Source organism: Citrobacter pasteurii (assembly GCF_019047765.1).
Lineage (GTDB): Bacteria > Pseudomonadota > Gammaproteobacteria > Enterobacterales > Enterobacteriaceae > Citrobacter > Citrobacter pasteurii.
In genome coordinates, this window is record NZ_CP077262.1 from 3,931,187 (window position 1) to 3,948,455 (window position 17,269).

Consider the following 17,269-nt stretch of genomic DNA (forward strand, 5'->3'; position numbering starts at 1 on the left):
CATATTATCCCTGTCGTGCCGACGGTCGTTGGCACGTCACGTTGGTGAGCGTTACAGCCTGTTTCAGGCTCTCTTCAGGCAAGGTGTAGTGCGCTTCACAGCGTGCGTTTGCGCCTTCACCCCATTGGATCAACAAGTTGCCTTTGAGCGGCAGACCACTCAGATAAATTTGTCCATCCTCACCGACCATGCTGGTGACGCCGCTCGTGGTTTCGCGAACCACCGACCCAAATGGCACTGGTTTTCCATCCCGGTTAACCGTGATAAGCGCCCGCACGCCAATGCGTGTATCAAACGCCGCACGTACCAGTGCCCCCTGCGTGGGCACGACGCTGCTAACGTTATTTTCCACATCGGTGTTGTTATTCATTGAATTGGTATCCAGCGCGACGCGGTTGTAGCGATAAACGGTGGCATACGGCATGACCGCGTAGCCACGCCAGTCGGTCTGCACGCCGGTCTGGTTTTCTATCCGCACCCCCTGGGCTCCTGGTGCTTTTATCAGTACGTTGGTGTCGCCCAGTGGTTGGCTGAGCGTAATGCCGTCCGCATGTCCGATGACGCCACCGGAGAGTTGCCAGTTATAGTCATGCTGGTCACGGTCATAGTTGTAACCCACGCCCAGCGTGCCATAGGCCGCCTGCCAGTTCGCGTTGGCGCTCCCGCTATACCCGTTGGAGCTGCTGTGTCCCTGATTAACGCTGTAGCTGAGATTGCGTCCATCTAACAGCGTGCCGCCAATACCGCTTTGCCAGCTGTTTTGTCCATTGCTGTTACGGTTCGCATTGAAAGTGGCGTAGGTGCGATCGAGTGCGTTATCACGCGAGTAGCGCCGCCCGGTCAGCAGACTGAACGGTACGGACACATTGAAGGCCAGGATGCGGTCGGTATCAGAGATCCCGACCGATTCATTCCATGACCAGGAGAGTGAATAGCTAATCCCCTGCCAACCGCTGGCATACCCCAGCTGGTACCAGGTATTGGTATCTGAGGTGTTCCAGTACGTTTGCTGGCTACCCGAAACATACAGTGACCCGTAATCGCCAAGGTTCTGCGAAATGTTGATCTGAAAACGGCCCTTTTTGCTGTAGCTCAGATTGTGGTAGCTCTTCACCTGTGGAACATCGTGGCGATTCCCTTCGCTGTCATATTCGTACTCGTAACCTTCCATACTGCGATACGCCACATCATCGAGGGTATAAAACCCACGCGTCGAATAGCGATACCCCAACAACTGGAAGTTGGTACCGAAGTTGTTCAGTGATTTTGCATACAGAAAACGCAGCGATTGCCCCTGATGCGTACTGTCATCCGCCAGTTGGCTGCGGGCATGCGTTAAATCGACAGAGACGGCTCCCCAGTCACCCAGGTTGCGCCCGGTACCTAACACCAGTGCGGTGTAGCGTGAAGCTAACTGCGTGCCGCCATACGCGGTGTAACCTTCTGGTAGCCCGGCGATTAACGTTCCCTGGAAAAAGAATGGCGAAGACTGCTGGCTATTACCGCTACGAAAATCCCCGGCGACAACGTCATATTTGAAACGTCCTTCACGCTGGAGCAGAGGTACCGTGGAATACGGCACCGTATAGCGCTGTTGACTGCCGTCCTTCTCATCAACCATTACGTCCAGGTCACCACTCGACGAAGTGGGGTTGAGATCGGTTATCGAAAAAGCGCCTGGCGAAACATAGCTTTGATAAATCACGTAGCCATTCTGGCGAATAGTCAGTTTCGCTGCGGTACGCGCAATCCCACGGACGGTTGGCGCGTAGCCCTGTAAGCTGTCAGGATACATGCTGTCGGACGAATAGAGACGAGCACCACGAAAACCGATGCTGTCAAAAACGTCGTTGCCGGTGTTGCTGTCCCCCATCACCAGCTCACCCTTCAGCGGAATAACCGCACGCTGAAGCCATGTGCCAATATTTTTCCAGCTTTGCGAATGGTAGCCCTCACCTTTCGAGTAGTTCCATGCACCGTTATTCCTCAGCCGCCATGGGCCATAGTTCAGGCCGCTTAACATGCTTAAGAAATAGCTGTCGGTATCGCTGCCGCGACTGCCGGTAAAGCTGTAGTTAACCAGCGCCGCCGGAATACCTTCATCCCACTCCTCTGGCGGAATATAGCCACGCGCACTGTTCAACATTGAGGCTTGCGGCAGGCTGACATTTAAACGCAGTGTAGAAAAATCGAAGGCAATTTCGCTACCAGGAATCGCCTCTGGCAAATTAATACAGGTATTGTTCGCATCCTGACTGAGTGCCGGAAACGCAGTGATATTGACGCCAAGGCGTTTAACCCAGTCGAGATCAAAGCACGGCATCAGCCCGCCGGATTTTTCTCCGGCTTTCCCCGCACTGGTGGCGAAACGAATATCCTGGGTAGCCACAAACTCATCATTGCGCCAAATATCCACACGATAAACGCCTTCAGGCTGGTGATTCCCTTTTTCGAAACGAGACAAATCCGCCACAGTAGCGGTATCGGCAGATAAAAACGCCGGATTGAAATAGCTTTCACCCTGGCTGAAGGAGGGAAAGAGCGCGGCCAGCGTGGACAACGCCACCCCCGCCAGCGGTGGCGTAACCCCCGGTAACAGGCCAGGAAAATACGTTGTCTTATTCATCGTTTTCTCAACGCACGCTAACCGTTTTAGCGGTGGTGACTGCGCCATAATCGTTCACCGTCTGGAACGTAACGTTTCCCTGAACGCCAGTCGGCAACAGGACCTGCGTGTCATTTTTCGGCGCAACCATAACGTTATCAATCTTCGTATTTCCGACATTGAGATTGACCAGCGTGACGTAATACGCTGACGGGTTGGTAATTTTCAGGTGGTTGCCGGTACGGGAAAACTGCAGCATGCCTGGCGCATCTTCCGCGATTTGTGGCAGATTATTTGGGCGGACAAAGAGTTTGATGCGCGACAAAATCGCCAGTTGCAGAACGTTTTTCCCCTCAAGGCTGTTTTTATTGACCGACGGAATAGCCTTCACATTCATCCAGAACAGCGATTCACGGTCTTTGGGCAGAGGCTCGCCCGCGTAGATGATACGCAGCGTGTTTTCGCTTTTAGGTTCACTGACAAACAGCGGCGGTGTGACCACAAACGATTTATCTTTGACGCCTGCGCTGTTCTCTATCCATGAATTAATCAGGAAACGTTCTTTGGTATCACTATTACTAATGGCGAGGGACGTTTGTTTAGCCTCGGCAGGATAAATAACGCGAGTTGCACCTAATGCAATTCCACCAGATGCCTGCACACTGGTGGCAGAAAATAAGGCCAGTAAAATGATAAAGCCTGATTTTAGATAATTAAACATAGCTACAAATACCTTTGGCGTGATTATCGTTAGGAAATAAATCAGGGATACACCAACGTAAACCACACATCTGAACGAAGCGTTCCCGGCGTTATATATTCCGAGACAGCCCGATAGCGAGCAGTGAAATGAAACGTCATCTCTTGCGTTAAAATCGGGGCATAATGAAGCGGCAGCGCATTCGGAATTATTTGTCGCTGTCGCTCATCAAACAACGCCAGACCAATACCCGAAACCGCAGACGCATCGCCGCTGGCAAGAAAGACCTGTGGATCTTCGGCTGGCGTAACGCCCGCAAAGGCAATCCCCACATGGTCATAAACATCAGCACTGCACGACGTTAGCCGCAGCGAAAACGGTATGCTGGTAGAAGCAAAACTTCCCGTCCCGGAAAACGCGTTAGTGCGGTACTGCCCCATCTGCACCCGTAAGCTCTGGCTGTCTGTGGCAACCGTACAGGCACCATTAACCAGCTGCCCACGTAAATGAAGATGGCCACTTTCCAGTATCACGGTGTGGGCAAACGCCGGCATTACGCAGACCATTCCCGCCAGCGCTACACCTTTCCCTATCATCTGCCACATCCTTCATCATCCCCGGATAGCGCCTCATCCCATGAGGCGGTAGTCTTCCCTGCAAGAATCAAACGGTTTATTCGTACTTCATGATGAAGGTCGCATCCGCATTTGCCTGACCCGGCGTGGCGCTGGTTGCTGTGGCTTTATAACGCGCGGAGAAACGCAGGGTGTTGGTGCCTTCCACCAGCGCCTGAGCGGTTGAGAAGGTCGCGCCATCTGGCTTCAGTGCGGTGGAGGTGTTGTCCAGAATTTCGATCCCTACGCCGCCCGCTGTGGTGCTGTTATCCGAGGAGGAGAGAGCCAACAGGCTGTTGTTGGTGAGGTCCGTCTGGCCCGAGAAAGCAACAGCAGCAGTCGCAGCAACTTTCGGGTCACAGTCGTTCAGCACGATGGAAAACGGAATTTGCGCAGTGGTGTCACCGACTGCGGTGAAGCTGGCGGTACGATATTGGCCTAATGTGACAACCTGGTCGGCTGACTGAGTGCTCACGGCACAGGCTGCATTGACCAGTTCACCTTCAAAGTGAACCGTACCGCCGCTCACGCTTACCGGATCTGCCGCCACCGCTGCGCCCGCCATTAACATCATGCTGGCAAAAACAGAAGAGGTCATTAATTTACGTTTCATGGATTTCCCTTGAATTACACACATCCGGCTCCAGCGTCCTGCGGGATCCGTTTGAATCATTATCGACATTAAATGTCAGGCAAATTATCTCTGCATCCTGTAAAGATATATATCGAGAGAGAATTAGCGAAACGTGTACCCCCACTCTCCTGAGTATTTGATTCACTAATTAATCTTCACGAATATGACAATTCGTCACCGGGATAAATTAAACATTTCAATTAATGAAAAATACCTGTAATTCCTTTTAATGCCCCTGGCTTATTCTTATTGGACTCTAAGAAAATTCCAGGTGAAAATGAGGCAAAAACGGCCATAACAAGACGTAACAGTCTGGTTTCTGAGATATTACCCATGAAAATACCAGGGTGATGAGTTGTTTCATTTAGGTTAAGTTTCGTTAGCATGCTTATGAATTACGTACCAACGTCCAACACCTGTGGCCGCGCTCACGGGCTACGCGAAACACTCCACCGCACGTAAAAACGCAAACGAAAACTGACAGCACGCCCCGCTTCTGACAAAATAGTGACATCCCCTTCGACTTAACGTAACAGACGGAATCCTCTCTCTGATGGCAGCAAAGATTATTGACGGTAAAACGATTGCGCAGCAGGTGCGCTCTGAGGTTGCTCAAAAAGTTCAGGCGCGTTTAGCGGCTGGATTACGCGCCCCAGGACTGGCTGTTGTGCTGGTAGGTAGCAACCCGGCTTCGCAAATTTACGTGGCAAGTAAACGCAAAGCCTGCGACGAAGTGGGGTTTGTCTCCCGCTCCTGGGACCTGCCTGAAACCACCAGCGAGGCGGAGCTTCTTGAGCTGATCGATACGCTCAATGCAGATGCCACCATCGATGGTATCCTGGTACAACTGCCGTTGCCGGCGGGTATCGACAACGTCAAAGTTCTGGAGCGCATTGCCCCGGACAAAGACGTTGACGGTTTCCATCCGTATAACGTTGGCCGTCTGTGTCAACGCGCACCGCGCCTGCGTCCATGTACCCCACGCGGTATAGTAACCCTGCTTGAACGCTACAACATCGACACCTATGGTTTGAACGCCGTGGTGATTGGCGCCTCCAATATTGTCGGTCGCCCGATGAGCATGGAGTTGCTGCTGGCGGGTTGCACCACCACGGTCACCCACCGATTCACGAAGGATCTGCGTCGCCACGTTGAGCACGCCGACTTACTTATTGTTGCCGTTGGCAAACCGGGTTTTATTCCGGGTGAGTGGATCAAAGAAGGTGCAATTGTGATTGATGTCGGCATCAACCGTCTGGAGAATGGTAAGGTTGTTGGCGATGTGGTATTTGAGGATGCTGCCGCACGTGCGTCATATATTACGCCGGTGCCGGGTGGCGTTGGCCCAATGACTGTCGCCACGCTTATCGAAAACACGTTGCAGGCGTGTGTTGAATATCATGATGTAAAGGACGTTTAAGATGGCCACATTTTCACTGGGTAAACACCCTCACGTTGAACTCTGCGATTTGCTGAAGCTGGAAGGCTGGAGCGAAAGCGGCGCCCAGGCAAAAATTGCTATTGGCGAAGGGTTAGTGAAGGTCGACGGCGTTGTTGAAACGCGCAAGCGCTGCAAAATTGCTGCCGGACAGACCGTCAGCTTTGAAGGCCACAGCATTAACGTCATCGCTTAATAACTTCACCGGCAGCGCAAGCTGCCGGGATCATTTTATCCCCCTTGCCGCTCTCTCAGCCCACAACCTGCCCCTGCCCGTTATTTTCACTAAAGTAGAGCACTTTTTGAAAGTTTTTATTCAGCATCCATTTTAGCATTTCCTTATCAGTACCGTTTTTCAACAATAACCTTGATAAGGACATTATATGACTGTTTCCCGTCTTGCCCACAACGCCCTTCAGCGTATACAGCATCCCATTCATGCTGAACATCGTGCCCCTTTTGCTGGTTATATTCGCCTTCCGGAACAACAGGGGCCTGTCATCGCTGATCCAAACATCTTACCCAACGCGGTTCAGCCAGAAGCTCTGGATACTCATCAGATAGCTAACAAGAAAGATGCCCCCAAAACCGTTGATTTCAACCTGCATGGCAGAAATGTTAAATTACCTGAACATGCCAAAATAGAGGCTAAAAATATCATTTTGATGTGTGAAAACGGTGAGAAGATTTATGAAAACCTGATCAAAGGAAATCGTGTGGAGGGGACGAAAGATAATGTTGCTCAATTGATGTGGTATTTACAGGCTCGGGCCTCAAACAAAATTTCCGTTTCTGCAGGGTTAACAGAACGTGGGCCACAAAATTTCAAAATGGGCGCTTTCAGCATTGAAGATAAAGGCCATAATATAGAGAGTTTCTTGAATCAAGCTGGCAGTTATTCAAGGAAATCAAGCCATCTCCAAGAATATAAAAATGCCGGAGCAGACTATCAATCACGAGGTTTAGATATTGATAGCAAAAATGCATTCTTACCTAATAATCGTAAAACCGTTCTCTTTGCCAGGATGCCCAAAAAAAGCGAGGACAACCCTACCGGTATCCCAGATAAAGACATGTTGTTCATTAAAATGGAAGAACATGGATGTCATAGAGTCAAAGATATCATACGTCATGCTTTTAATTATATCCCTACCTTCTTAGAGCAGAAATTCGGGGTAACTAAAAGTGACGGTGGTATCGATAATAGAGAAAGAGTCCCTTCTGAATTAAAAGAAGAATATACCAACATCCGCAACAAATATGAACAAGCAACAGGAGAAGCATTACCTTCTTCCAATGCACTCACCACCACCGGTGGCGTCAAGACAATGCTCGAAGATTTAAGAACAATGTGCAACAGCCTTGATAAAAAGATAGAGATGGCGCATAGTACAAACACCGGAAACGAAACAATAGATGTTCCGGAAATACAAAGGCTGAAAAATGTCACATGGAAGATGCAACAAAAATTGCAATCACGCAATTATAGCGACCTTAGAATTGGCAACGAAATAATTATTACAAATGATGAACCAGTTATTGATTATTCAAACAACACACTTCCAAAAGACGCATTAAATAACAATCCCAAACTCAAAGCATTATTCAATGCGTATATGGAAAAACAATTAATGAGTCGTCTCAATACATCATTAGTGAATAATGCTGATTTACTCATGTCAGAAAGTTGTATGGCTCTTGACTTTCGAAGAAGTATGTTTATTAAAAACTCTCAGGGAAAGGGAGCGGCGTTAACGAAAGAAGATGAAGAAGAATTAAAAATTATATCTAAAACTAAAGCAAAACAAGAAGATCAAGAAGATAAAGCAATACAATTTGTTAACGAAAAAATCATAAAGTTCATATCGGAAACTATAACATCTCAACTTCCAGGAGCAACAAACATTGCTACTGAGCACACAACTAAACTCTCTAAAGTAATTACTTCTTTCTGCGAGCAATCAATCGCGAACAGCGTAGGAGGTAGTCTGGGGTCATTGGCATTCGGTGGAGAAAGTATTCTTGCTGCAAACGGTGATATAGAAATGTCAAAAGTTGGGACTTTTATGGGTTTGACTAATAATAACGAAGGGGATTGGGGTTATACAATTACACCCATATCATCAGAGAAAGGAACGACTGTAGTTGATCTTACAGGTTCATTTAACCTTAATGCATTAGCTTTATATCGTAGTGATTCGAAATTTGCCTTTGAAAAGACTGGCCCAAATAACGTCTCAATAAAATTGACAATCCGGTTTGCAATGAACAATAAAAATGGAGAAATTACTGCATCTGTTGGTGCTCAATATACATTTGAAGATGATTTAAGATTCTCAATGCCGGACTAAGAGATATAGTATATGAAATATATAAATAGCATCAATATGTTACTAAGCGATCTCGGCAAATATATTGATTGCAAAGACCTCACCCTCAACAACAATGGCAGTACTTTTGTATTTTTGTCAGATATGTTATTTTCTTTTATCCTTAGTGATGAAGATGAAAATTATCAACGTGAACTCATTTGTATCATTCACATCGCTCCTTTACCTAAGCGAAATGATGAGATATCGCGTAATCTACTCATTCAGTTACTCCAGGGTAATCATGCCTGGTCTAATACCGGAGGCGGTATTTTAGGGTTTGATGATCAGACCGGTTTTATCTGTTTAAGCCTACGCCTGAATCCTTTACAACAGACTACAGAGATTTTTTCCGCGAAGATTGCTCGTCTCTATCAAATAGCATCTGAGTACAAATCAAGATTAGCCGTAGAAAATAGCACTGCTGTCACACATTATTAAAGGAAATACCATGGACTCAAGTACTCACTCAACTCTTTTACTTGAACGCCTGTTCAGCGCCTACGGTTCCCCTGGATTTACCGAATCCGCAGAGAACCAGTATATTCTGGAAACTGATAATATCTTGTTCTATTTCTTTGACGAGCCGGAGCAATCAGAGCTTTATATCCAGGCTGACGTAGCGGAATACACCGCCACGGAAACCACGGAGGCGCTTATCGCCCTGCTGAAAATGAATCATCTGTGGGATGCCACAGAAGGCGGGATCATCGGCCTGTCCGTAGAAAACAACGCTTTTACCTATACCTATAAAATACAGTATCCCCTTGCTGAATCTGATGACTACGATGAATATCTGATCGATTTGCTGCCAGAAATCATTCGCTGTATTCAGTATGCGAGAAGCAAGCTTTCTGACTTTTAAGTGATACGAGAACTGAATCTGGCAGCACTCGCTGCCAGTTTTCAGAATGTGTTCCCTGTATGATCGCAATTCAGGCTGTTAGCATGCTGTTTTCTCATTCGAAGCGACTATCATGCCAACCATCGTTACCCACGCAGCCGTACCTCTTTGCTTAGGATTGGGTCTGGGACTCAAAGCCATTCCATCACGCTTGTTGTTTGCAGGGGTTGTGCTGGCAATGCTGCCTGACGCCGACGTGCTGTCGTTTAAGTTTGGCGTCGCCTACGGTAATGTGTTTGGCCACCGTGGTTTTACCCACTCGCTGCTGTTCGCCTTTGTGGTGCCGCTGCTGTGCGTAATCATTGGCCGACGATGGTTTAAAGCCGGGCTGGTTCGCTGCTGGTTATTCCTGACGGTTTCACTGCTGTCGCACAGCCTGCTGGATTCGGTGACGACCGGCGGCAAAGGCGTCGGCTGGCTGTGGCCATGGTCGGATGAACGCTTCTTTGCACCGTGGCAGGTGATTAAAGTCGCCCCATTTGCGCTATCACGCTACGCCACACCGTATGGGCATCAGGTTATTCTTTCGGAACTAATGTGGGTATGGCTGCCGGGAGCCGTCATGATGGGGATGTTGTGGTGGTATAGACGTTATTAATAGTGCCTGATGGCGCTACGCTTATCAGGCCTACCGATCATTCCATCGTAGGCCGGATAAGGCGTGAGCCACCATCCCGCAATCATTACCCTTACTTACGACGCCAGGTGGTGCCCTGCGGACCATCTTCCAGCACGATGCCCATCTCGTTGAGACGGTCACGTGCCGCATCCGCCGCCGCCCAGTCTTTCGCTTTACGGGCATCCAGACGCTGCTGGATAAGCGCTTCAATCTCCGCAACTTCACCGTCATCCGCCTGCGCACCGCTTTGCAGGAACGTTTCTGGCTCCTGCTCGAGCAGACCCAGCACGCCGGACAGCTTACGCAGATGGGCAGCCATAGCGTTAGCTGCCGCCATATCTTCGCCCTTCAGACGGTTAACTTCACGCGCCATATCAAACAGCACGGAGTAGGCTTCCGGCGTGTTGAAGTCGTCATCCATCGCTTCAATGAAGCGCGCTTCAAAGGCTTCGCCACCGGCTGGTGCCACGGACTTGTCGGTGCCGCGCAGCGCAGTATACAGACGCTCCAGTGCAGAACGCGCCTGTTTCAGGTTCTCTTCGCTGTAGTTCAGTTGGCTACGATAGTGACCGGACATCAGGAAGTAGCGAATGGTTTCGGCATCGTAGTATTTCAGCACGTCGCGCACGGTGAAGAAGTTGCCCAGCGATTTGGACATTTTCTCACGGTCAACCATCACCATTCCGGAGTGCATCCAGTAATTGACGTATTCTCCGTCATGCGCACAGGTGGACTGCGCGATTTCGTTTTCATGGTGCGGGAACATCAGGTCGGAGCCGCCGCCGTGAATATCGAAATGGTTACCCAACTGTTTGCAGTTCATCGCCGAACACTCAATGTGCCAGCCCGGACGACCTGCGCCCCACGGAGATGGCCAGCTCGGCTCCCCCTCTTTGGACATCTTCCACAGCACGAAGTCCATCGGGTTACGCTTCACATCAACCACATCAACACGCGCCCCCGCCTGCAGCTGATCCAGGTCCTGACGTGACAACTGACCGTAATTCGGGTCGGTCGGTACATCGAACATGACATCGCCGTTATCGGCAACGTAAGCGTGACCTTTGGCAATCAGCTGTTCGGTGATTTCAATAATCTCAGGGATATGATGCGTAGCACGCGGTTCAAGATCCGGGCGCAGAATATTCAGCGCATCGAAATCGTTGTGCATTTCCGCAATCATGCGATCAACCAGCGCTACAAAGCTCTCGCCATTTTCATTCGCGCGCTTAATGATTTTGTCGTCGATATCGGTAATGTTGCGCACATACTTCAGCTTATAGCCGAGGAAGCGCAGATAACGGGCAACAACGTCGAAAGAAACAAAGGTACGCCCGTGTCCAATATGACAGAGATCGTAAACGGTGATGCCACACACGTACATGCCGACTTCCCCTGCATGAATTGGTTTGAATTCCTCTTTTTGGCGCGTCAGTGTATTAAAGATTTTTAACATCGAAGATTCCGTGTAGACGTGTGTGGATAACAAAGCCCTATAATACCTATAAATTGGCCCCGAAGCAGCACACTTTGCAAGGTGATCGAACCTTGCGGTTATGCTATAACACACCCCTAACTCTGACCCTTGACGGGGTCGAAGCACCAATCTATCGGAACAGGATGCAAAAATGGTTACTTTCCACACTAATCACGGCGATATCGTAATCAAAACGTTTGATGATAAAGCGCCTGAAACAGTTAAAAACTTCCTGGACTACTGCCGCGAAGGTTTTTACAACAACACCATTTTCCACCGTGTTATTAACGGTTTCATGATCCAGGGCGGCGGTTTTGAGCCGGGCATGAAGCAAAAAGCCACGAAAGAGGCGATCAAAAACGAAGCCAACAATGGTCTGAAAAACACCCGTGGCACGCTGGCAATGGCGCGTACTCAGGCTCCGCACTCCGCGACAGCTCAGTTCTTCATCAACGTTGCTGACAACGACTTCCTGAACTTCTCCGGCGAAAGCATGCAGGGCTGGGGTTACTGTGTGTTCGCTGAAGTTGTCGAAGGTATGGATGTCGTTGATAAAATCAAAGGCGTTTCCACCGGTCGCAGCGGCATGCATCAGGACGTACCAAAAGAAGACGTTATCATCGAAAACGTGACCGTCAGCGAGTAATCGTGACGACACTGTTTATTGCAGATCTTCATCTCTGCACGGAAGAACCGGCAATCACCGCCGGTTTTCTGCGCTTTTTAGCCGACGATGCACGAAAGGCCGATGCGTTGTACATTCTTGGCGATCTGTTTGAGGCCTGGATAGGCGATGACGATCCCAATCCCCTACATCGTGAAATGGCCGCAGCGATAAAAGCGCTGACGGATTCCGGTGTTCCCTGCTTTTTCATTCATGGCAATCGTGATTTTCTGATCGGCAAGCGTTTTGCCCGTGAGAGCGGCATGACCCTGTTACCTCAGGAAAAAGTGCTCAACCTGTATGGCCGCAACGTACTGATCATGCATGGCGACACATTGTGCACCGACGATACAGGCTATCAGGCGTTTCGCGCTAAGGTTCATCAGCCCTGGCTACAAAAACTGTTTCTCTCCCTGCCGTTATTCATTCGCCAACGCATCGCCGCAAAGATGCGCGCCGGAAGCAAAGCCGCCAATAGCAGTAAATCGCTGGAGATCATGGATGTGAATCCGCAGGCCGTGATTAACGAGATGGAAAAACATCAGGTCCAGTGGTTAATTCACGGTCATACCCATCGCCCGGCAGTCCACGAACTCACGGCCAATGCACAACCCGCTTTCCGCGTGGTGTTAGGTGCCTGGCACACTGAAGGTTCGATGATTAAAGTCACACCTGACGACGTTGAACTGATCGCTTTTCCGTTTTAATCACAGCTGAAAACGTCTGCACACAAGCAACGCAATCGTTTTCCTTGTTTTTAAAACGTGCTATTCTCTCTCGCCTCTAAAGCAGTGTGAAGCACACCCACAGGAGTTTTTAGACGCATGTCTTCCCGCAATAATCCGGCGCGTGTCGCCATCGTGATGGGGTCCAAAAGCGACTGGGCTACCATGCAGTTCGCCGCCGAAATCTTCGAAATGCTGGACGTTCCGCACCATGTTGAAGTCGTCTCAGCCCACCGTACCCCTGATAAACTGTTCAGCTTCGCCGAAAGCGCTGAAGAAAACGGTTATCAGGTTATTATTGCGGGTGCTGGCGGTGCAGCGCATCTGCCGGGCATGATTGCAGCGAAAACGCTGGTCCCCGTGTTAGGCGTTCCGGTACAAAGCGCAGCGTTGAGCGGCGTAGATAGCCTCTACTCAATCGTGCAGATGCCACGCGGCATCCCCGTGGGTACGCTGGCGATTGGGAAAGCGGGTGCGGCAAATGCGGCCCTGCTGGCAGCACAAATTCTGGCAACACACGACAAAGCATTACATCAGCGTCTGAGCGACTGGCGCAAAGCACAGACCGATGAGGTACTGGAGAACCCGGACCCGCGAGGTGCGGCATGAAGCAGGTCTGCGTACTCGGTAACGGTCAGTTAGGGCGCATGCTGCGTCAGGCTGGCGAGCCGCTGGGCATTGCGGTCTGGCCAGTCGGGCTGGATGCCGAACCCGCCGCAGTCCCCTTTCAGCAAAGCGTCATTACCGCTGAGATCGAGCGCTGGCCGGAAACCGCGTTAACCCGCGAGCTGGCGCGCCATCCGGCATTCGTGAATCGTGATGTCTTCCCGATTATTGCCGACCGCCTGACGCAAAAGCAGCTTTTTGACAAGCTCGGCCTGGCAACCGCGCCGTGGCAACTGTTGGCGGATAAAAGCGAATGGTCTGCAGTATTTGACAAACTGGGTGAACTGGCGATTGTTAAACGTCGCGTCGGCGGCTATGACGGTCGCGGTCAGTGGCGTTTGCGCGCGAATGAAACTGAACAATTGCCGGATGATTGCTACGGCGAGTGCATCGTCGAGCAGGGCATTAACTTCTCGGGTGAAGTGTCGCTGGTAGGCGCTCGCGCACACGACGGCAGCACGGTTTTCTATCCGCTGACCCACAACCTGCATCAGGACGGCATTCTGCGTACCAGCGTGGTCTTCCCACAGGCTAACGCCAGACAGCAGGCACAGGCCGAAGCGATGCTTTCCGCCATCATGCAGGAGCTGGGTTATGTCGGCGTGATGGCGATGGAATGTTTCATTACCCCGGAAGGTCTGCTGATTAACGAACTGGCACCTCGCGTGCACAACAGCGGGCACTGGACACAAAACGGTGCCAGCATCAGCCAGTTCGAGTTGCACCTGCGAGCCATTACCCAGCTACCGCTACCAACACCGGTGGTGAACACACCTTCGGTGATGGTGAACCTGATTGGTAGCGACCTGAACTACGACTGGCTGAAACTGCCGCTGGTCCATCTGCACTGGTACGACAAAGAAGTGCGTGAAGGACGAAAGGTCGGCCACCTGAACCTGAGCGACAGCGATACCGCGCGCCTTAGCGCGACACTGGAAGCGCTTATCCCCCTGCTGCCGCCGGAATATGCCAGCGGTATTATCTGGGCGCAGTCAAAGCTGAAATAAGCCATTAATGTCGGGGAGTTGATTTTATCCTTCCCCGGCCCCTCTTCTGGCGCGTAAAATCCCCTCCATTGCTGTTTTGTACTTTCAGGACTGAACATGAACGATGGAACGGACTATCGCGCAATTCTGCTCGCCGGTACGCCTTTAATCGATGTACGCGCCCCCATTGAATTTCAACAAGGCGCAATGCCGGGCGCAATCAACCGTCCCCTGATGAACGATGACGAACGCGCCGCAGTCGGGACCTGCTATAAACGTCAGGGGTCTGAGGCCGCCCTCGCGCTTGGCCATCAACTGGTCTGTGGCGAGACTCGCCAGCAGCGGATGAATGCCTGGCTGGAAGCCTGTCGCCAGCATCCTGAGGGATACTTGTGCTGTGCCCGCGGCGGCCAGCGCTCGCACATCGTGCAGCAGTGGCTGCACGAGTCCGGTACTGACTACCCGCTAATACACGGCGGTTATAAAGCATTGCGTCAGGCGGCGATTCAACTCACTGAAGAACTGGTGCAAAAACCGATCGTCTTAATTGGCGGCTGTACCGGGAACGGTAAAACGCAGTTGGTGCAACAGCAGCCGAACGGTGTGGATCTCGAAGGCCTGGCGCACCATCGCGGCTCTTCTTTTGGTCGAACCGTTGAACCACAGCTCAGCCAGGCGAGCTTCGAAAACCTGCTGGCGGTCGAAATGCTGAAAACCGACAGCCGGCAGGATCTGCGTCTGTGGGTACTTGAGGACGAAGGCCGCATGATCGGCGCTAACCATCTGCCCGAATGCCTGCGCGAGCGCATGACCCAGGCATCTATTGCGGTGGTGGACGATCCTTTTGAGCTACGCCTGGAGCGACTGCGCGAAGAGTATTTCGTCCGTATGCACCACGATTTCACCCACGTTTACGGGGAAACTCAGGGCTGGCAGGAATACTGTGACTATCTGCATCACGGTCTGTTCGCCATCCGCCGCCGTCTGGGATTACAGCGCTTCGCAGAGCTGACAGCACTGCTCGACGTCGCCCTGCAAGAGCAACAAGCCAACGGCAGTACTGACGCGCATATGGGCTGGCTGGTGCCGTTGCTCAATGAATATTACGACCCGATGTATCGCTATCAACTGGAAAAGAAAGCCGCGAAAATTGTCTTCCGCGGCTCATGGCAGGACGTGGCTGACTGGGTCCAGGCGCATTAATGCCGATCGCGCTTATCCGCGCGTTTCGCCAGCCAGTCGCCCAGCACCTGCACGACCTGCACCAGAATAATCAGCGCTACCACGGTGACGATCATGACCTGGGTTTCGTAGCGGTAATAGCCAAAGCGAATCGCCAGGTCGCCTACCCCGCCACCGCCAACGATCCCGGCCATTGCGGAGTAACCGATCAGACTCACCAGCGTTATCGTCAGCCCACGCAGCAGACCCGCACTGGCTTCCGGTAACAGCACGGTGCAGATGATACGCATCGGGCTGGCGCCAAAGGCTTCCGCCGCTTCAATAATGCCTTTATCGACTTCGCGCAGCGCGCTGTCGACCAGTCGGGCATAAAACGCAATCGCCGCTACCGACAGAGGAACAGACGCCGCAATCGGTCCAATGGTATTGCCGAGCAAAAACTGGGTGAGCGGCAGCAACAGCACCAGCAGGATCACAAACGGTACCGAACGAATAATATTCACCAGTACGGAACTGAGCAGATACACAAAACGGTTCTGCCAGAATAAATGGCGGTCGGTGACGAAAATAAGAAACCCTAACGGTAGGCCGCCAACAATCGCCAACAGCGTAGAGATGCTCAGCATCTGGAAGGTTTCATTAAACGCCAGCGTCAAATCCGGCAATAAATCATCCACGAATCACCTCCACCTGTGCAGTACGTTGACGAATATGTTCCACGGCGACATCCACCGCAGAAGGGTTATGCGGCGCGGTCAGTTGCACCACCAGAATCCCCAGCGCACGTTCGCCGATATATTCAATTTTGCCGTGCAGAATGTTCACCGCCACGCCAAATTTAACCGCCACTTCTGACAGCACCGGCTGTTCCGCCGAATCACCGATGAACAGAATTTTTAGCAACTGGCCGGGCAGATGCTGGCGCAGGCGCTCGGGTAGCGTCAGATTGAGGGTATGCGACACCAGTTGCTGAGTAAAAGCGTGCTGCGGGTGGGCAAAGACATCAAACACCTCACCTGACTCCACCACCTTGCCGCCGGACATTACCGCCACGCGATCGCAAATGGATTTGATCACATTCATCTCGTGAGTGATCAGCACGATCGTGATCCCCAGTTGTTGGTTGATCTGTTTGAGCAGAGCCAGAATGGTGGCCGATGTTTCCAGATCTAACGCGGAAGTCGGTTCATCACACAGCAACACATCCGGGTGATTGGCAATCGCACGGGCAATACCCACGCGCTGCTTTTGCCCGCCGCTGAGCTGGACAGGAAAGCGACTCGCCTTATCAGACAGTCCCACCAGCGCCAGGATTTCGCTGACGCGCGGGCCAATTTTACTACGCTCCCAACCCGCAGCCTTCAGGCTGAACGCAACGTTTTGCGCCACGGTACGGGTATGCATCAGATTAAAATGTTGAAAAATCATCCCGATACGCTGACGCGCTTTGCGTAAATGACTCCCCTCGAGCGCAGAGATCTCCACGCCGTTCACTTTTACGCTTCCCTGGCTCGGACGCGTTAAGGCATTCAGGGTACGTAGAAGCGTACTTTTCCCCGCGCCGCTGGTCCCAACAATACCAAATATTTCACCTGCGCCAATGCGCAAGCTGACATCATCAACCGCCCGGGTTGATGGTCCACGGCCTGCGGCGAAGTCCACGCAAACCTTTTCTATCTCAATCAT

Annotated in this window: 18 protein-coding genes; 11 read left to right on the top strand and 7 right to left on the bottom strand. The window is 51.3% G+C overall.

What is annotated here, in order from left to right; translation table 11 throughout:
• Positions 1-4 precede the first annotated feature (4 nt).
• The 4 genes from I6L54_RS19125 to fimA all read right to left on the bottom strand — a co-directional run bounded on the left by I6L54_RS19125 (position 5) and on the right by fimA (position 4,532).
• Complete coding sequence (locus I6L54_RS19125) at positions 5-2,626, bottom strand: fimbrial biogenesis usher protein (protein WP_040232636.1); 2,622 nt, start codon at positions 2,624-2,626, stop codon at positions 5-7.
• Between the two features lie 7 nt (positions 2,627-2,633).
• Positions 2,634-3,326 carry a type 1 fimbria chaperone FimC gene (gene fimC, locus I6L54_RS19130; RefSeq protein WP_005122054.1) on the bottom strand — a complete coding sequence of 231 codons (693 nt, stop codon included), beginning with the start codon at positions 3,324-3,326 and terminating at the stop codon, positions 2,634-2,636.
• A 41-nt stretch (positions 3,327-3,367) separates the two neighbouring features.
• The gene (fimI, locus tag I6L54_RS19135) at positions 3,368-3,901 is read right to left on the bottom strand and encodes a type 1 fimbrial protein subunit FimI (protein WP_040232637.1); all 534 of its coding nucleotides are present in this window, start codon (positions 3,899-3,901) and stop codon (positions 3,368-3,370) included.
• 76 nt (positions 3,902-3,977) lie between these two features.
• Complete coding sequence (gene fimA, locus I6L54_RS19140) at positions 3,978-4,532, bottom strand: type 1 fimbrial major subunit FimA (RefSeq protein ID WP_005122056.1); 555 nt, start codon at positions 4,530-4,532, stop codon at positions 3,978-3,980.
• A 574-nt stretch (positions 4,533-5,106) separates the two neighbouring features.
• Between fimA and folD the strand changes: the two genes are divergently transcribed.
• From folD to I6L54_RS19170, 6 genes are all read left to right on the top strand, one after another.
• Entirely contained in the window at positions 5,107-5,973 is an 867-nt protein-coding gene (gene folD / locus I6L54_RS19145; protein WP_005122057.1) for a bifunctional methylenetetrahydrofolate dehydrogenase/methenyltetrahydrofolate cyclohydrolase FolD, read from the top strand.
• Position 5,974: 1 nt separating this feature from the next.
• Positions 5,975-6,187 (top strand): ribosome-associated protein YbcJ, encoded by a 213-nt coding sequence (ybcJ, locus tag I6L54_RS19150; RefSeq protein WP_040232639.1) that lies wholly within the window; start codon positions 5,975-5,977, stop codon positions 6,185-6,187.
• Positions 6,188-6,374: 187 nt separating this feature from the next.
• Positions 6,375-8,342, top strand: a complete 1,968-nt coding sequence (locus I6L54_RS19155; protein ID WP_072041476.1) for a hypothetical protein — start codon at positions 6,375-6,377, stop codon at positions 8,340-8,342.
• Positions 8,343-8,354: 12 nt separating this feature from the next.
• On the top strand, positions 8,355-8,801 hold the full coding sequence (locus I6L54_RS19160) for a CesT family type III secretion system chaperone (RefSeq protein WP_052463772.1): 447 nt from the start codon (positions 8,355-8,357) through the stop codon (positions 8,799-8,801).
• Positions 8,802-8,811: 10 nt separating this feature from the next.
• The gene (locus I6L54_RS19165; RefSeq protein ID WP_040232641.1) at positions 8,812-9,225 is read left to right on the top strand and encodes a type III secretion system chaperone; all 414 of its coding nucleotides are present in this window, start codon (positions 8,812-8,814) and stop codon (positions 9,223-9,225) included.
• 112 nt (positions 9,226-9,337) lie between these two features.
• The gene (locus tag I6L54_RS19170) at positions 9,338-9,862 is read left to right on the top strand and encodes a metal-dependent hydrolase (RefSeq protein ID WP_040232642.1); all 525 of its coding nucleotides are present in this window, start codon (positions 9,338-9,340) and stop codon (positions 9,860-9,862) included.
• Between the two features lie 91 nt (positions 9,863-9,953).
• Here the strand turns inward: I6L54_RS19170 and cysS are convergent, their stop codons facing one another.
• Entirely contained in the window at positions 9,954-11,339 is a 1,386-nt protein-coding gene (cysS, locus tag I6L54_RS19175; protein ID WP_005125243.1) for a cysteine--tRNA ligase, read from the bottom strand.
• Between the two features lie 172 nt (positions 11,340-11,511).
• Here cysS and ppiB point away from each other — a divergent pair, with 172 nt between their 5' ends.
• The 5 genes from ppiB (at position 11,512) to mnmH (ending at position 15,604) form a co-directional block, all read left to right on the top strand.
• Positions 11,512-12,006, top strand: coding sequence for a peptidylprolyl isomerase B (gene ppiB, locus I6L54_RS19180; RefSeq protein ID WP_003021875.1), 495 nt, complete (start codon positions 11,512-11,514; stop codon positions 12,004-12,006).
• A 2-nt stretch (positions 12,007-12,008) separates the two neighbouring features.
• Positions 12,009-12,731: a UDP-2,3-diacylglucosamine diphosphatase gene (lpxH, locus tag I6L54_RS19185; RefSeq protein WP_040232643.1), complete on the top strand. Its 723-nt coding sequence runs from the start codon at positions 12,009-12,011 to the stop codon at positions 12,729-12,731.
• A gap of 117 nt (positions 12,732-12,848) precedes the next feature.
• Positions 12,849-13,358: a 5-(carboxyamino)imidazole ribonucleotide mutase gene (gene purE / locus I6L54_RS19190; RefSeq protein ID WP_005125240.1), complete on the top strand. Its 510-nt coding sequence runs from the start codon at positions 12,849-12,851 to the stop codon at positions 13,356-13,358.
• Positions 13,355-14,422 carry a 5-(carboxyamino)imidazole ribonucleotide synthase gene (gene purK / locus I6L54_RS19195; RefSeq protein WP_040232645.1) on the top strand — a complete coding sequence of 356 codons (1,068 nt, stop codon included), beginning with the start codon at positions 13,355-13,357 and terminating at the stop codon, positions 14,420-14,422. The genes purE and purK overlap by 4 nt, the downstream gene beginning before the upstream one ends.
• A 96-nt stretch (positions 14,423-14,518) precedes the next feature.
• Positions 14,519-15,604 carry a tRNA 2-selenouridine(34) synthase MnmH gene (mnmH, locus tag I6L54_RS19200; protein WP_040232646.1) on the top strand — a complete coding sequence of 362 codons (1,086 nt, stop codon included), beginning with the start codon at positions 14,519-14,521 and terminating at the stop codon, positions 15,602-15,604.
• On the opposite strand, the gene I6L54_RS19205 is transcribed toward mnmH, so the two are convergent.
• On the bottom strand, positions 15,601-16,260 hold the full coding sequence (locus tag I6L54_RS19205) for a methionine ABC transporter permease (RefSeq protein ID WP_040232649.1): 660 nt from the start codon (positions 16,258-16,260) through the stop codon (positions 15,601-15,603). The two genes, mnmH and I6L54_RS19205, sit on opposite strands and share 4 nt — an antisense overlap.
• Positions 16,253-17,269 (bottom strand): virulence-associated ABC transporter ATP-binding protein SfbB, encoded by a 1,017-nt coding sequence (gene sfbB / locus I6L54_RS19210; protein ID WP_040232650.1) that lies wholly within the window; start codon positions 17,267-17,269, stop codon positions 16,253-16,255. The genes I6L54_RS19205 and sfbB overlap by 8 nt, the downstream gene beginning before the upstream one ends.

What these genes read in the sequence shown, in the direction of transcription:
- folD (WP_005122057.1), top strand. Translation starts at nt 5,107, where the DNA reads ATGGCAGCAAAGATTATTGACGGTAAAACGATTGCGCAGCAGGTGCGC.
- purE (WP_005125240.1), top strand. Translation starts at nt 12,849, where the DNA reads ATGTCTTCCCGCAATAATCCGGCGCGTGTCGCCATCGTGATGGGGTCC.
- fimI (WP_040232637.1), bottom strand. Translation starts at nt 3,901, where the DNA reads ATGATAGGGAAAGGTGTAGCGCTGGCGGGAATGGTCTGCGTAATGCCG.
- sfbB (WP_040232650.1), bottom strand. Translation starts at nt 17,269, where the DNA reads ATGATTGAGATAGAAAAGGTTTGCGTGGACTTCGCCGCAGGCCGTGGA.
- mnmH (WP_040232646.1), top strand. Translation starts at nt 14,519, where the DNA reads ATGAACGATGGAACGGACTATCGCGCAATTCTGCTCGCCGGTACGCCT.
- I6L54_RS19170 (WP_040232642.1), top strand. Translation starts at nt 9,338, where the DNA reads ATGCCAACCATCGTTACCCACGCAGCCGTACCTCTTTGCTTAGGATTG.
- fimA (WP_005122056.1), bottom strand. Translation starts at nt 4,532, where the DNA reads ATGAAACGTAAATTAATGACCTCTTCTGTTTTTGCCAGCATGATGTTA.
- I6L54_RS19155 (WP_072041476.1), top strand. Translation starts at nt 6,375, where the DNA reads ATGACTGTTTCCCGTCTTGCCCACAACGCCCTTCAGCGTATACAGCAT.
- cysS (WP_005125243.1), bottom strand. Translation starts at nt 11,339, where the DNA reads ATGTTAAAAATCTTTAATACACTGACGCGCCAAAAAGAGGAATTCAAA.
- ybcJ (WP_040232639.1), top strand. Translation starts at nt 5,975, where the DNA reads ATGGCCACATTTTCACTGGGTAAACACCCTCACGTTGAACTCTGCGAT.
- I6L54_RS19160 (WP_052463772.1), top strand. Translation starts at nt 8,355, where the DNA reads ATGAAATATATAAATAGCATCAATATGTTACTAAGCGATCTCGGCAAA.
- I6L54_RS19165 (WP_040232641.1), top strand. Translation starts at nt 8,812, where the DNA reads ATGGACTCAAGTACTCACTCAACTCTTTTACTTGAACGCCTGTTCAGC.
- ppiB (WP_003021875.1), top strand. Translation starts at nt 11,512, where the DNA reads ATGGTTACTTTCCACACTAATCACGGCGATATCGTAATCAAAACGTTT.
- I6L54_RS19125 (WP_040232636.1), bottom strand. Translation starts at nt 2,626, where the DNA reads ATGAATAAGACAACGTATTTTCCTGGCCTGTTACCGGGGGTTACGCCA.
- purK (WP_040232645.1), top strand. Translation starts at nt 13,355, where the DNA reads ATGAAGCAGGTCTGCGTACTCGGTAACGGTCAGTTAGGGCGCATGCTG.
- fimC (WP_005122054.1), bottom strand. Translation starts at nt 3,326, where the DNA reads ATGTTTAATTATCTAAAATCAGGCTTTATCATTTTACTGGCCTTATTT.